Genomic DNA, 15,256 nt, shown 5'->3' on the forward strand with positions numbered 1-15,256 from the left:
GACCAGTGGCGGTTATCGGTTGTCGGTCGCCTGCTGGCAAACTTGAGCCAGACGGTGCTGGCCAAGCCGTGCCGTGGCACACATACTCGGTCTTCCCCTGACACACGGAGGTCATTCCATGCGGCGCGTGGTGTTCAATCAGAAAGGTGGCGTTGGCAAGTCGAGCATTGCCTGCAACCTGGCAGCGGTGAGTGCCAATGAAGGCTATCGGACCCTGTTGATCGACCTGGATGCCCAGGCCAACTCGACCCAGTACCTCACCGGCCTGACCGGCGAGGACATTCCCATGGGCATTGCCGACTTCTTCAAACAGACCCTGTCCACCGGGCCGTTTGCCAAGAAGAACAAGGTCGATATCTACGAAACACCCTTCGACAACCTGCATGTGGTGACCGCCACCGCGGAGCTTGCAGACCTGCAGCCCAAGCTTGAGGCCAAGCACAAGATCAACAAGCTGCGCAAACTGCTCGATGAGCTGGACGAGGACTACGACCGGATCTACCTGGATACCCCGCCCGCCCTCAATTTCTATGCGGTTTCGGCGCTGATTGCTGCTGATCGCGTGTTGATTCCCTTTGATTGCGACAGTTTTTCTCGCCAGGCGCTGTATGGCCTGCTGGCCGAGATCGACGAGCTCAAGGAGGATCACAATGACGAGCTGCAAGTCGAAGGTATCGTCGTCAACCAGTTCCAGGCCCGCGCCAGCCTCCCTCAGCAAATGCTCGACGAGTTGATCGCCGAGGGCTTGCCAGTACTGCCGGTGTACCTCAACAGCTCGGTGAAAATGCGCGAATCACACCAGGCCAGCCTGCCGCTGATTCACCTGGAACCTCGGCACAAGCTGACCCTGCAGTTCGTTGAACTGCATGCCCTTCTCGAAGAAAACGCCTAGACGCCCTGGCTGCGCAGCCACTCCAGCAGTTGCTGGAGTGGGAATGCACCACTTTGGCGCGCCACTTCCCGGCCGTTTCTGAACAGGATCAGGCTGGGAATCGAACGAATCGCCAATTGCCCGGCCAATTGCGGGTTGGCCTCGCTGTCCAGCTTGGCCAGGCGGCAGCGCCCGCTGAGCTGGCTGGCCGCCTGGGCGAAGACCGGCGCAAACGATTTGCACGGCCCACACCAGTCGGCCCAGACATCGACCAGCAGCGGTAGGTCGCCCTTGATCTGGCTGGCGTAATCACCCTGTTGCAAATCGAACGGTGTGCTCAGCAGGACCGGCTTCTTGCAGCGGCCGCATTTCGGACTGTCGCCAAGGCGCTCGCCGGGGATGCGGTTGAGGCCATTGCAGTGGGGGCAGGGGATGAGTAGTGGGTCAGTCATTGACAGCTCCGGGGAATGCGACCGCTGTGCGGTCGATCGCGGGTCAAGCCCGCTCCTACAGATGGAATGGTTTAGGATGTGCACTTCGTAAACAGGCCATGGAGAGCCCGATGGATTGCCAGCATTCAGCGCATATTCGCATTTTTATCGACAGCCGGAAGAATGGCGAGCCGGTGTTCGAGAACGTGCCGGTACGCGAGATCGACACGAACACATACGAGCTGTTGTCGTCACCCGGGCTGGCCCTTGACCTGGCCCGTGGCGACACGATTCGCATCAACCACCCGGAGCAACGCGCCGAGGTGCTGCAGCGCGGTGGTAACTTCTGCATCCATATCTATGCCGACGACCTGCCCCAGGATGCCGTCGATTCGCTGCAAGACCAGGTACAGACGCTGCTCGGCGGTACCCTGGATGGTCGCTACAAGGGCAACCTGACCCTGGCCATTCCGGCGCGCAACGGTTTTGCAGCCATCCGCGAAGTGTTTGACCGGTTTCGCGAGGCCACCGGCGTCGAATGGTATTACGCCAACATCTACCGCAACCTTGACGACGATGAAGACGAAACCCTGCTCGACTGGTGGCTCGACAGTTGAGCCATGCCCATCAGGATGAGCAACTGATCTCCAGATGCTTGCCCCACTCCGGTGGCCGCTGGGCATAGGTATCCATTCCCGGTTGCTCCTCGAACGGCTTGCTTAGCACCTGGTGCAGGCGGCGTACTTCCTCGTAGTCGCCACCCTCGGCAGCCTCGATGGCGCGCTGGGCCAGGTAGTTGCGCAGGATGTACAGCGGGTTGACCGCATGCATACGCTCGCGACGGCCATCGGCGTTGCCGGGCTCGCGCTGCAAGCGTGCCAGGTAGTCTGCTGACCACAAGTCAAAACCGGCCAGGTCGATGAAGTCGTCGCGCACCACCTGCAGAGCCTGCTCGGCGCTCTGGTCGCCCAGATGACGGAAGAACAGGGTGTAGTCCACCGCGCCCGGTTGCATCAACTGCAGCAGGCGTTCGATCAGCAGCGTGTCGTCTTCCTCTGCCCGGGTCAGGCCCAGGCGCCGACTCATCAGGTCCAGGTAGTGGGCCTCGTACAGCGGCAGGAACAGCCCAAGGGTTTCTTTCAGCGCTTCAACACTGATGAACGGCGTCAGGGCCTGGGCCAGGGCGCTGAGGTTCCAGTGGGCGATGGGCACCTGGTTGCTGTAGCTGTAGCGGCCTTGGTCATCGGAGTGATTGCAGATGAAGTTGGCGTCGAAGTCGTCGAGAAAAGCATAAGGGCCGAAGTCGAAGGTGATGCCCAGGATCGACATGTTGTCGGTGTTCATCACCCCGTGACAGAAGCCATAGGCCTGCCAGCGGGCAATCAGCTCGGCATTGCGCTCGACGATGCTGCGAAACATCGCCAGGTACGGCTCCGGCGCGTCGCGGCATTCGGCAAAGTGGGTGTTGAGCACATGCTCGGCAAGGATGCGCTGCTGCTCGGGCTGGCGGGTGTAATAGAAATACTCGAAATGACCAAAGCGCACATGGCTCGGCGCCAGGCGCAGCAGCATGGCCGCGCGCTCCTGGGTTTCACGCCACACTGGCGTGCTCGAACCGATCACGCACAGCGCGCGGCTGCTGGGGATACCCAGGGCTGGGAGGGCTTCGGAGGCGAGGAACTCGCGGATCGACGAGCGCAGTACCGCGCGGCCATCGCCCATGCGCGAGTACGGCGTCTGCCCGGCGCCCTTGAGGTGCAGGTCCCAGGATTGGCCGGCATCGTTGCGCACTTCGCCCAGCAGCAGGCCACGGCCATCGCCCAGACGCGGGTTGTAGGAACCGAACTGATGCCCGGAATACACCATCGCCCGTGGCTCGGCCTCGGCCCACAGCTTGTGGCCGCTGAACAGTTCGGCAAACACCGGGGAGTGGGCTTGGCTAGGCTCCAGGTCAAGCAGCGCCATGGCTGCTTCGCTGGCCACCACTAGGCGTGGCTCGGCAATCGGCTCGGGCAGCACCGAGGTGGAGAAGGCGTCGCCCAGGCGGGCGAAACGGTTATCGAAAGTCAGTTCGTCGAGGGCTTTCAACGGCCATCTCCTGAAGAAAACCTGAGTATTCTGCAAGGGTATGGCCGTTGGCGTCCAGTCAGGCCGGTTTGCCGGTGGCCTCGTCGTCGGGCTTGGCGCCGTTGGCAGTGGTTGGCAGCACGGTCTTGTCGAGGTTTTCTACCGGTACCATCTTGTACTCTTGGCCCTGCATGTTCTTCAGGTAGATCTCCATCTGCCGGAAGGAGATGTTGATGTGCTGCTTCTTGAACTCTTTGTTGATGTAACGGTTGATCTCGTCCAGCACCGGATTGCGGTCGCCGAGGTCACGTACATGCATGCGCAGTTCGTGGTCCAGGGTGCTTTCGCCAAAGTTGAGGAAGTAGACGATCGGCGCCGGTTCCTTGAGCACTCGCGGGTTGTCGTTGGCCGCCTTGAGCAACAGGGTCCGCACCAGGTCCAGGTCCGAGCCGTAGTCGACGCCCAGCTTGAGGGTCACCCGGGTGATGGTGTCGGTCAGCGACCAGTTGATCAATTGCCCGGTGATGAAGGTCTTGTTCGGGACAATGATGTCCTTGCGATCGAAGTCGGTGATGGTGGTGGCGCGAATACGGATCTTGCTGACCGTACCCGAAAGGTTGCCGATGGTGATGGTGTCGCCGATACGCACCGGGCGTTCGAACAGGATCATGATCCCGGAGATGAAGTTGGCGAAGATCTCCTGCATGCCAAAACCCAGGCCCACTGACAGCGCCGCTACCAGCCATTGCAGCTTGTCCCAGCTCACGCCCAGGGCTGACAGGGTGGAGACAAAGCCGACCCCGGCAATCACGTAGGACAGCAAAGTGGTGGTGGCGTAGGCGCTGCCCTGGGCCAGGTTCAGGCGTGACAGCACCAGCACTTCGAGCAGGCCCGGCAAGTTGCCGGCCAGGGCAATGGTGATGCCGATGATCACCAGTGCGCCCAGCAGGTCGCGCAGGCTGATCGGCACCATGCTCATGGCCGCGCCAGTGCCGCTGGTGTACTCGTACAGGGTGATGTTGTCGAGGTAGGCGAACACACTGATCAGGTCTGACCAGACCCAGTACAAGGCGGCGATGAAGCCACCGAGCAGGGCCAGGCGGATCAGGCGCAGGGACTGCTGGTTGACCTGCTCGATGTCCAGGGTCGGCTCTTCGACCACCACTTCACCATCCAGGCCCTCCTTGGCAGCCTGGCGCTTGCTCAGCGCCCGTTGGTAGGCCAGGCGCCGGGCGGCCACGGCCAGGCCGCGGACGAAGGCGGCCTCGATCACCAGCCAGAACATCAGCAGGTACAAGGTGTCGATCAGGCGGTCGGTGAGCTTGAGCGCGGTGTAGTAGTAGCCAAAGCAGACGGCGATGAACAGCGCTACCGGCAGCACGGTGAACGCCACGCCCACTGCCTTGCGAAACAGTGAAGTGTTGCGATGGGTGGGGCTGCTCAGCAGCAGGCGGCTGAGCAACCAGGCCATCAGCGCGTAACAGGTCAGCACCACGCCGATGCCGAGCACGTCATCCGCCAGTGCCGAGGGTTGATGCTCGGCTACCGCCACCACACCGACCAGGGCCAGGACCACGGTACCCAGGCGGCGGATCCAGCCGCGGAGGAATTCGACCTGGGGTTTTTCCCAGCGGAAATGCAGTTCAGCCACGCCGCCCGGGGCAAGTATCCGGTAGGCGGTGTAGAACACCAGCCAGGCCTGGGCGACCTGGAACAGGGCAGAACCGAGGTTGGCATTCTGGCCGCGGGCATCGATCTGCAAGGCAATGCCGCACAGGGCCAGGCCCAGGCTCAGCGGCATGGCCAGGAGGATATTGACCAGAATTGCCTGGGGCGTGTGCCATTGGCTGTCACGCTTGAAGTGGCCGACATCCTGGTGAACCTTGGTCAGGCGCGCATACAGGTACTTGCGCCGCCACAGCAGGGCACCGATCAGCAACAGCAAGGGCAGGAACAGCAGCGGCCGCTGGCCCAGGCCGTCGGTCAGCTCCCTCAGGCCCGACCCCCAGGGCAGGCTGACCACCTGTTTCTGCAGGCGCTCGGGCACGGTGCGCAGCCATTCCAGGTCCAGCGGCTTGTTGCTGGGAATCCAGAACATCTGCTCATCAAGGGTTGCGCGCAGGTTTTGTGCGGTACTGAACAGTTGCTTCTGGTTCAGTTGCAGGGTGATCGATTCATTGAGCAGTGCGCTCAGTTCACGGTTAAGGCGTTCAAGCAGGTCGCTGCGAGTGATCGCCACTTCCAGCAGGGCCTTGCGCAGTTGCGGGGTGACGGTCTCGGGCGGTTGCGCGGTGAGCAGCTTGTCGACATAGCTGCTCGGGCTGCTGATCTGCTCGCGCTGCTGGTTGATCTCGAACTGGTACAGGCGGATATCGGCGATCTGGTCGGCCAGGTCGCGGTCGAGCTTCAGGTGCGGTAGCGCCTGCTTCTGCTTGTAGAGGATCTTCGACAGCAGCAGGCTGCCTTTGAGCACGCTGATTTGCTCGTCCAGGGCTTGGTCGCTTTGGGTCAGGGTGTCCAACTGCTGCTTGGTCTTGAGGTTCTGCTGGGTCAGTTCGTTGAGGCGGTCGGTGCTGCGCAGCAGGTAGTCGGAAAGCTTGAGGTTGGCAGCGCTTTCCGTGGCCAGCAGGGTGCTGCCGCCGGCCTTCTGTGCTTCGATCGACTGCTCGGTGACGGTTTGCTGGGACTGGGCCAGGCGCTTCTGGTTGATCAGCGTCTGCAGGTCCTGGATTTCCTGTTCCAGGCGTGCGGCGCGCTCGATCAGCAGGTCATGCTGGCTGTTGCCCAGATCCTGCAACAGGCTGTTGCCGGCCAGTTCCTGGCGACGCAGCAGGGTCAGGGCATTGAGCGCGGCAAGTTCCGCATTGAGCTGGTTGCGCTGATCGGCGCTAAGCGGCTTGCCGCCGTCCTTGCCGATCTTCAGGCTGGTGTTGATCTGCTGGGCACGGGTCTGGTTGGCGCTGATTTCTGCCTGGGCCCGCTCGGGCCGGGTCTGCGCGGTGATGGTCAGGCTATTGGCCTCAGACAGCGCTTTTTGCAGTTCGCCCTGCTCGGTGTTGCGCTCGGCCAGCAGTTGCTCCAACTGCGGCACGCTGGAGGCGGCATAGCGCTGGGCGACCGGGATGACCTTGCTGTTTTGCAGCTTGGCCAGCTCGCGCTGGTTTTCGCTGGTCTGGCGCGGCGCGTCACTGAGCTGATGCTTGAGGGCCGTGAGCTTTTTCTCGCTGTCCTCTTTGGTGCCGAGCAAGGTCAGGGTCTGTTCGAGCACCTGCTGCAGGGCTTTCTGCTCAGCCTCGGGCAGCTTGCGTTCGGCGATCTTGTCCAGGCTTTGCTGGATCGATGCTGTGCTTGGCGGCTCCGCCGCCCAGACCGGGGAGAGGGACAGGCACAGCCCGAAGAGGGCTGCGCTTAAAAAAGTACGCAGAGACATAGGCAGAAAATTCGTACAGGCAGAGGCGAAGAACGGAGTTTAAAGGAACAACCCTGGGCCGGGTCGAGTACCTTCGGGAAATTTGACGCCCACTTTGTTGATCTTGTTCCCTTCCATCACCGCAACCGTCCACAAGGTGCTGTTCCATTCGATCTGGTCGCCGACCACCGGTGCGCCGCCAACCTTCTGCGTGATGAAGCGGCTGAGCGGCATGTGCGGGTCCTGGCCGTCGAGCTTCAAACCGTACAACGCCGCTACAGCCCCCAGTTCTGCGTCACCTTCGAGCACGAAGTCACCAAAGAAGCGCAGGTCCAGGCCACGCTGCGGCGCTTGGCTGAACAGCTTGCCGAGGGCCGGAAGGTTGTGTTCGTGGCCGATCACGCAGAGCAGATCGTCGACTTCCAGGGTGGTACTTCCCGACGGATGGAGCAGTTGCTGGCCGCGAAACAGCGCCGCGATGCGGGTGCCTTCGGGCATTTTCAGTTCCCGCAGGGCGGCGCCGATGCACCATTTTTCCGCACCCAGGCGATAGACGAACAGCTCCCATTCACTGGTGACGTGCACTTCCAGGGCCGAACGGGAAATGGGCGCGGGGTCGGGCGGTACCGTTACTTTCAGCAGCTTGGCCACCCAGGGCAGGCTGGTGCCTTGCACCAGCAGCGAGACCAGCACGATGAAGAATGCCAGGTTGAAGAACAGCTGGGCATCGGGCAGCCCGGCCATCAGCGGGAACACCGCAAGAATGATCGGTACCGCGCCGCGCAGGCCAACCCAGGAAATAAAGGCCTTTTCGCGGCCATGGAAGGCCTTGAACGGCAGCAAGGCGGCGACCACCGACAGCGGCCGGGCCACGACGATCATCCACAGGGCCAGGCCCAGCGCCGGCAGGGCAATCGGCAGCAGGTCGTGCGGCGTTACCAGCAGGCCGAGGACCAGGAACATGCCGATCTGCGCAAGCCAGGCCATACCGTCGAGCATGTGCAGGATGCCATGGCGGCTGCGGATCGGCCGGTTGCCCAGCACCAGGCCGCACAGGTACACGGCCAGGAAGCCGCTGCCGTGCAAGGCGTTGGTCAGCGAGAACACCACCAGGCCGCCGGCCACCACCAGGATCGGGTACAGGCCGCCGGCGAGGTTGATGCGGTTGACCAGTTGCAGCATCAACCAGCCGCCGCCCAGGCCCAGCAGGCCACCGATGCCGAACTCGCGCAGCAAGTGGGTGAGCAGGCTCCAGTGTAGGCCCGTCTGACCGCTGGCGATCATCTCGATCAGGGTTACGGTAAGGAACACCGCCATCGGGTCGTTGCTGCCCGACTCGATCTCCAGGGTTGCCGTCACCCGCTCGTTCAGGCCCTTGCCACCGAGCAGCGAAAACACCGCTGCGGCGTCGGTGGAGCCGACAATGGCGCCGATCAGCAGGCCCTGGATCAGGCTCAGGTCGAACAGCCAGGCGGCGACCATGCCGGTCAGCCCGGTGGTGATCAACACGCCGACGGTCGCCAGTGACAGGGCCGGCCACAGGGCCACGCGGAAGCTCGCTACGCGGGTGCGCAAGCCGCCGTCGAGCAGGATGACCGCCAGGGCCAGGTTGCCCACAAGGTAGGCGGTTGGGTAATTGTTGAAGATGATGCCGCCGCCATCGACACCGGCGATCATGCCGACCGCCAGGATGATGACCAGGATCGGGATGCCCAGGCGTGAAGACAGTGAGCTGACCAGAATACTTGCACCTACCAGCAATGCGCCGATCAAGAACAGGCTATTGATGGTGGACGCATCCAAAGGCAGTACTCCGGGGAAAACAGAAAGGGGCGGTGAGCTTTTCGATAAGCAGGTCGCGTGCCAAGGATTCTAACCTGAGGGGTTGGCGGGCTGTAAAGGGTTAATCGCGGGTACAAAAAAAGCACCTCGCAAGGTGCCTTTTTTATGTTGCTGGCGCTGACGTCATCGCTGGCAAGCCAGCTCCCACAAGGTCTGTACAAATCCTGTGGGAGCTGGCTTGCCAGCGATGGGCGTTGCAGGGCTTTAGGCCTGCTTCACCTCACGCATTGCCTTGCCTTTCACCGGCGCGCCATTGGCCACGTAGTACTTGGCAGTGCTGCGCGGCAGCGGCTGGCGGTTGCGGATCTTGTCGGCGATTTTCTCGGCGATCATGATCGTGGTGGCGTTGAGGTTGCCGGTGATGATGATCGGCATGATCGAGGCATCGACCACGCGCAGGCCCTGCATGCCATGCACGCGGCCCTGGCCGTCTACGACCGCCATGTCATCGTCGCCCATCTTGCACGAGCAGGACGGGTGGAACGCGGTTTCGGCGTGTTCGCGGATGAACTTGTCCAGTTCCTCGTCGGTCTGCACGTCGGCGCCCGGGCTGATCTCGCGACCACGGTAGGCGTCCAGCGCAGGCTGAGCCATGATTTCGCGGGTCAGGCGGATGCCATCGCGAAATTCCTGCCAGTCCTGGTCGCTCGCCATGTAGTTGAACAGGATGCTCGGGTGCTGGCGCGGGTCCTTGGACTTGAGCTGGATACGGCCGCGGCTAGGCGAGCGCATCGAACCCATGTGGGCCTGGAAGCCGTGTTCCTGTACGCCGTTGCTGCCGTTGTAGTTAATCGCTACCGGCAGGAAGTGGTACTGGATGTTTGGCCATTCGAACTCAGGGCGAGTACGGATGAAACCACCGGCTTCGAACTGGTTGCTGGCACCGATGCCAGTGCCCTTGAACAGCCACTCGGCACCGATGGCCGGCTGGTTGTACCAGAGCAGCGACGGGTACAGCGAGACCGGCTGGGTGCAGGCATACTGCAGGTACAGCTCCAGGTGGTCCTGCAGGTTCTCGCCGACGCCTGGCAGGTCGTGGACCACCGGTACGTTGAGACCTTCGAGCAGGGCGCGCGGGCCGACGCCGGAACGCTGCAGCAGTTGCGGCGAGGCGATGGCGCCGGAGCAGACGATGACTTCCTTGCGTGCACGGGCTTCGACGCGCTCTTCGCTGGCGCCAACCAGGTAGCTCACGCCTACGGCACGCTTGCCGTCGAACAGCACGCGATCGCTCAGGGCGTGGGTGACGATGGTCAGGGTCGAGCGCTTCTTGGCGGTGTCCAGGTAGCCGCGGGCGGTGCTGGAGCGACGGCCTTTTGGCGTGACGGTACGGTCCATCGGGCCGAAGCCTTCCTGCTGGTAGCCGTTCAGGTCTTCGGTACGCGGGTAACCGGCTTGCACGCCGGCTTCGACCATGGCGTGGAACAGCGGGTTGTTGCCGGCTTTGGGCGTGGTCACGCTGACCGGGCCTTCGCCGCCGTGGAAGTCGTTGGCGCCGATGTCACGGGTTTCCGCTTTGCGGAAGTACGGCAGGCAGTCCAGGTAGGTCCAGTCATCAAGGCCTGGCAGTTGTGCCCAGCCGTCGAAGTCCATGGCGTTGCCGCGGATGTAGCACATGCCGTTGATCAGCGACGAGCCGCCCAGGCCCTTGCCGCGACCGCATTCCATCCGGCGGCCGTCCATGTGCGGCTCCGGGTCGGTCTCGTAGGCCCAGTTGTAGCGGCGACCCTGCAGCGGGAAGGCCAGGGCGGCCGGCATCTGGGTGCGGAAGTCGGCGCGGTAGTCAGGGCCACCGGCTTCGAGCAGCAGGACGGTAACGCCTTCGTCTTCGGTCAGGCGGGTCGCCAGGGTGTTACCGGCAGAGCCGGCACCGACGATGATGTAATCGAATTCATGGGACATGTTAAGTACCCTCATTGGCAGTGAGCAGGGAGCGGGGACGCCCGTGCACAAGGGCACGGGCGTGTCTACAAGGGGTGCTTAGAACACCGAGTTGTAGTTGCCCAGCTCAACCTGTACCGATTTGATGCGAGTGTACTGAGCCAGCGAGCTGACACCGTTCTCACGGCCGACACCGGACTGCTTGTAACCGCCGACCGGCATTTCGGCTGGCGACTCGCCCCAGGCATTGATCCAGCAGATACCGGCTTCGAGCTGGTGGATGATGCGGTGGGCACGGCTGATGTCGTTGGTGCAGACGCCTGCCGCCAGGCCGTATTCGGTGTCGTTGGCACGACGGATGACTTCTTCTTCGCTCTCATAGGAGAGGATGCTCATCACTGGGCCGAAGATTTCTTCCTTGACGATGGTCATGTCGTCACGGCAGTCGGTGAAGACGGTCGGCGCGACGAACGCGCCCTTGGCGAATTCGCCTTCGGTCAGACGCTCGCCGCCGCACAGCACGCGAGCACCTTCTTCTTTGCCCTTGGCGATGTAGCCCAGCACGCTTTCCAGGTGGGCGAAGCTGACCAGTGGGCCGAAGTTGGTGTTTTCGTCTTCAGGGTTGCCAACGCGGATGCGGGCAACGCGCTCGGCGATCTTGGCTTCGAAAGCCGCTTTCATCGAGGCAGGGACGAACACGCGGGTACCGTTGGTGCAGACCTGGCCCGAGCTGTAGAAGTTGGCCATCATGGCGATGTCGGCGGCGCGGTCGAGGTCGGCGTCGTCGCAGATGATCAGTGGCGACTTGCCGCCCAGTTCCATGGTGACTTCCTTGAGCGTCGAGCTCGAGGCGCTGGCCATGACTTTCTTGCCGGTGGTGGTGCCGCCGGTGAAGGAGATTTTCTCGATGCGCGGGTGCTCGGTCAGCCAGGTGCCGACTTCGCGGCCGCTGCCGGTCAGGACGTTGAACACGCCGTCTGGCAGGCCGGCTTGGGTGTAGATTTCGGCCAGTTTCAGGGTGGTCAGCGAGGTGACTTCGCTCGGCTTGAAGATCATCGCGTTACCGGCCGCCAGGGCAGGTGCGGATTTCCACAGGGCGATCTGGATCGGGTAGTTCCAGGCGCCGATACCGACGGTCACGCCCAGCGGCTCGCGACGGGTGTAGACGAACGAGCTGTCACGCAGCGGGATCTGCTCGCCTTCGATGGCCGGTACCAGGCCTGCGTAGTATTCCAGCACGTCGGCGCCGGTGACGATGTCGACGTAGCGGGTTTCGGAGTAGGACTTGCCGGTGTCCAGGGTTTCCAGGGCGGCCAGCTCATCGTTGCGCTCACGCAGGATGTCGACGGCGCGGCGCAGGATGCGCGAACGCTGCATGGCGGTCATGGCGGCCCAGACTTTCTGGCCACGTTCGGCGCTTTCTACCGCACGCTCGACGTCAGCTTGGGTAGCACGTTGCACCTGGGCGAGGACTTCGCCGTTGGCCGGGTTGATGGCGTCGAAAGTAGCGTCGCTGGAAGCGTCGACATAACCACCATCAATGTAGAGTTTTTGCAGTTCGAAACGGGCCATAGTGTCCTCGCAAGTGCATATGTGTGTTTGGCTATCCGTGCAGCGCTCCTGCTTTTTTGGCAATCGCGGCGCGCGGTGGTTCAGAGGCCCGGATTTGCATGTCCGGGCTCGTCTGTTTCGCCAGTTGTAGATCCATGTATTCGTAAGCGATTTGTTTCGCCTGGTCGGTGTCGAAAGCGTCTCCTGACAGCGCACCGCGCAGCCACAGACCGTCGATCAACGCTGCCAGTCCCCGAGCCGCGCTACGTGCCTCGGGCAACGGCAGGGTGCGGCGGAACTGGCAGCACAGGTTGGAATACAAGCGGTGATCGTTGATCCGCTGCAACCTGTGCAAAGACGGCTGGTGCATGCTGGAGGCCCAGAAGGCCAACCAGGTTTTCATTGCCGGGCCATTGACCTGACTGGCGTCGAAGTTGCCTTCGATGATCACCTGCAGGTGGGCACGCGGGCTGTTGTCCTTGAGCGTCTGCCGGTTGGCGGCGACGTTCTCGCTCAGCACGCTCATCAAGTACTGCATGGTCGCTGCGATCAGGCCGTTCTTGTCCTGAAAGTAGTGACTGATGATGCCATTCGACACACCGGCCAAACGGGCGATCAGCGCAATGCTGGCGTCACCCATGCCGACCTGGTCGATGGCCAGCAATGTGGCTTCGATCAACTGCTGGCGGCGAATGGGTTGCATACCGACCTTGGGCATCTTGCAAATCTCCTCAGGCCTGCGAGCAGTCGACGAGCGGCTGCCTCGGCGAAGGCCAGTCTATTTTGTTTTGATTGAACGTTCAATCAACAAAGAATAAGCTCTGCGACAATCTGTGCCATTGACAGGTTTTTCCTACCTGCGGTTGGCACAAATTGGCACCCCAAAAAGACGTGAAACCCCCGTAATACAAGGTGTTGACGGGCGTAAACGGCGCGTTGAACAGATCTGCCGAGCGGTATCACACCGCGCGGACAACCCTCGGGACGGGGTTTTCGGCCTGTTTTTTTCAATGCAATCGATTCGGGATCACGGTTTTTTCAAGGTGCTTTTATAACACCTGTGGCAGTGGGGCTATTGCACCATTTGCTCAGGGATAGGTCGTTTCGTGCTTCTCTCGCACTGCCCGGAGCAAATGTGCAATGAGTTCTGCCTCCCTTACCAAGACCCCCACTGAGAGGGTCCGGGTCAACCGCGTGGTGTTCTTCACCTCGGCGTTGCTGATCCTCGTTTTGACTGCCTTGCTTATCGCTGTACCTCAAAAAGCCGGCGAAGTGCTCAACCTCGCCCAGACCTGGCTGACACGCAGCTTCGGCTGGTATTACATGCTGGTGATTGGCGGCTACCTGGTATTCGTGGTCGTCCTGGCCTTCTCCAGCTTCGGCAAGCTCAAGCTTGGCGGCAAGGACGACAAACCCGACTTCAGCTACGGCGCTTGGGCCGGCATGCTGTTCTCCTCGGGTATCGGCATTTCGCTGCTGTACTTCGGCGCTTCCGAGCCGCTGGATCACTACTTCAACCCGCCAGAAGGCGCCTCGGCCACTGCCGAAGCTGCGCGCCAGGGCCTGCAACTGACTTTCCTGCACTGGGGCCTGCACGGCTGGGCGATCTACGCCCTGGTCGGTCTGGCTGTGGGCTACTTCGCCTACCGTCACAACCAGCCGCTGGCACTGCGCTCGGCGCTTTACCCGCTGATGGGTGAGCGCTGGGTCAAGGGTGGCGCCGGTCATGCGGTGGACATCTTCGGCATGTTCGTGACGCTGCTGGGGCTGGTGACCAACCTCGGTATCGGCTCGATGCAAGTGTCTTCGGGCCTGGAATACCTGTTCGGCATGGAGCACAGCGATACCAACCTGATGATCGTGATCCTGGTCATGGCCACAGTGGCCACTGTGGCCGCAGTTTCCGGTGTGGAGAACGGTATCCGCCGACTGTCGAACCTGAACATTATTTTGTTCAGCGGCCTGTTGATCTTCGTCCTGCTGGCAGGTGACACCCTGCACCTGCTCAACGGCTTCGTACAGAACATCGGCGACTACCTCAACGGTATCGTGCTGAAAACCTTCGATCTCTACGTCTACGAAAGCGAGGCGGGCAAGTCCGAGCGCTGGCTGGGTCTGTGGACCGTGTTCTACTGGGCCTGGTGGATTTCCTGGGGCCCGTTCGTCGGCATGTTCATCGCGCGTATCTCCAAAGGCCGCACCGTGCGTGAACTGGTTGCCGGTGTGCTGCTGATCCCGTTGGGCTTCACCCTGGCCTGGCTGTCGATTTTCGGCAACACTGCGCTGGACCTGGTGATGAATCATGGCGCCGTGGAGCTGGGCAAGACCGCGCTCGAGCAGCCGGCGATGTCGATCTACCAACTGCTGGAATTCTTCCCGGCGGCCAAGATTGTCATTGGCGTGGCAGTGTTCGTCGGCTTCGTGCTGTTCCTCACCCCGGCCGATTCGGGCGCGGTGATGATGGCCAACCTGTCGTGCAAAGGCGGTAAGGTCGACGAGGACGCGCCGCACTGGATGGTGGTGTTCTGGTCGGTGGTGATCACGCTGGTGACCATCGGTCTGTTGCTCGCCGGCAACTTCGCCGCCATGCAGACCATGGTGGTACTGGCTGGCCTGCCGTTCTCGGTAGTGCTGGTGCTGTTCATGTTCGGCTTGTACAAGGCCATGAAGCAGGACAGCCAGGTCGAGCAGGAGCAAGCCGAGCTGGCCGCCCGCGGTCGTCGCGGCTTCAGTGAGCGCCTGAGCCAGCTGGACCTGCAGCCGACCCAGGCGATCGTCCAGCGCTTCATGGACAAGCAGGTCAGCCCGGCGCTCAAGGAAGCCGCCGGACAACTGCGCAACCTGGGCGTTGAAGTAGAGACCCGCGTCGGTCAGTCACGCTCGACCATGGGCCTGCGGGTGATGATGGATGAGGGTAATCCTTTCGTCTACGAAGTGAGCCTGGACGGCTACCTGGCGGCGCCGAGTGAGGCACCGGTGGAAGGCGAATCGGAAGTGCGCCAGCGCTTCTACCGTGCCGAGGTGTATCTGCACAACGGCAGCCAGGAATACGACCTGATGGGCTTCAGCCCGGAGCAGATCACCCGTGATGTGCTCGATCAGTTCGAAAGCCACCGGCAGTTGCTTGGCCGGGTCTATAGCTGATCCTGCCTGAGTGAAAAAGAGGGCCCCGTTGGTGACAACGGGGCCCTCTTTGTTTCAGCC

At 62.1% G+C, this 15,256-nt stretch carries 10 protein-coding genes; 3 read left to right on the forward strand and 7 right to left on the reverse strand.

Translation table 11 applies throughout. From position 1 onward, the window contains the following. Positions 1-118 precede the first annotated feature (118 nt). A complete protein-coding gene (locus tag M5G17_RS09970) occupies positions 119-892 on the forward strand; it encodes a ParA family protein (RefSeq protein ID WP_130262543.1) in 774 nt (257 codons plus the stop codon). Here the strand turns inward: M5G17_RS09970 and trxC are convergent. Next, entirely contained in the window at positions 889-1,323 is a 435-nt protein-coding gene (gene trxC / locus M5G17_RS09975; protein ID WP_273892763.1) for a thioredoxin TrxC, read from the reverse strand. The genes M5G17_RS09970 and trxC overlap by 4 nt on opposite strands. A gap of 110 nt (positions 1,324-1,433) precedes the next feature. Between trxC and M5G17_RS09980 the strand changes: the two genes are divergently transcribed. Then, positions 1,434-1,919 carry a DUF4265 domain-containing protein gene (locus M5G17_RS09980; RefSeq protein WP_273892764.1) on the forward strand — a complete coding sequence of 162 codons (486 nt, stop codon included), beginning with the start codon at positions 1,434-1,436 and terminating at the stop codon, positions 1,917-1,919. Between the two features lie 10 nt (positions 1,920-1,929). On the opposite strand, the gene selO is transcribed toward M5G17_RS09980, so the two are convergent. The 6 genes from selO to betI form a co-directional block, all read right to left on the reverse strand. Then, positions 1,930-3,390: a protein adenylyltransferase SelO gene (gene selO / locus M5G17_RS09985; protein ID WP_273892765.1), complete on the reverse strand. Its 1,461-nt coding sequence runs from the start codon at positions 3,388-3,390 to the stop codon at positions 1,930-1,932. 58 nt (positions 3,391-3,448) lie between these two features. Then, positions 3,449-6,799, reverse strand: a complete 3,351-nt coding sequence (gene mscK, locus M5G17_RS09990; RefSeq protein WP_273892766.1) for a mechanosensitive channel MscK — start codon at positions 6,797-6,799, stop codon at positions 3,449-3,451. Positions 6,800-6,838: 39 nt separating this feature from the next. Next, positions 6,839-8,581: a potassium/proton antiporter gene (locus M5G17_RS09995; protein ID WP_130262554.1), complete on the reverse strand. Its 1,743-nt coding sequence runs from the start codon at positions 8,579-8,581 to the stop codon at positions 6,839-6,841. A 243-nt stretch (positions 8,582-8,824) separates the two neighbouring features. Further along, positions 8,825-10,522 (reverse strand): choline dehydrogenase, encoded by a 1,698-nt coding sequence (gene betA / locus M5G17_RS10000; protein ID WP_273892767.1) that lies wholly within the window; start codon positions 10,520-10,522, stop codon positions 8,825-8,827. A gap of 78 nt (positions 10,523-10,600) precedes the next feature. Further along, positions 10,601-12,073 (reverse strand): betaine-aldehyde dehydrogenase, encoded by a 1,473-nt coding sequence (betB, locus tag M5G17_RS10005; RefSeq protein WP_130262558.1) that lies wholly within the window; start codon positions 12,071-12,073, stop codon positions 10,601-10,603. A 31-nt stretch (positions 12,074-12,104) separates the two neighbouring features. Further along, on the reverse strand, positions 12,105-12,770 hold the full coding sequence (gene betI / locus M5G17_RS10010) for a transcriptional regulator BetI (RefSeq protein WP_273892768.1): 666 nt from the start codon (positions 12,768-12,770) through the stop codon (positions 12,105-12,107). A gap of 422 nt (positions 12,771-13,192) precedes the next feature. Between betI and betT the strand changes: the two genes are divergently transcribed. Then, a complete protein-coding gene (gene betT, locus M5G17_RS10015; RefSeq protein ID WP_273892769.1) occupies positions 13,193-15,196 on the forward strand; it encodes a choline BCCT transporter BetT in 2,004 nt (667 codons plus the stop codon). Positions 15,197-15,256 lie beyond the last annotated feature (60 nt).

The organism is Pseudomonas rubra (assembly GCF_028656935.1).
GTDB lineage: Bacteria > Pseudomonadota > Gammaproteobacteria > Pseudomonadales > Pseudomonadaceae > Aquipseudomonas > Aquipseudomonas rubra.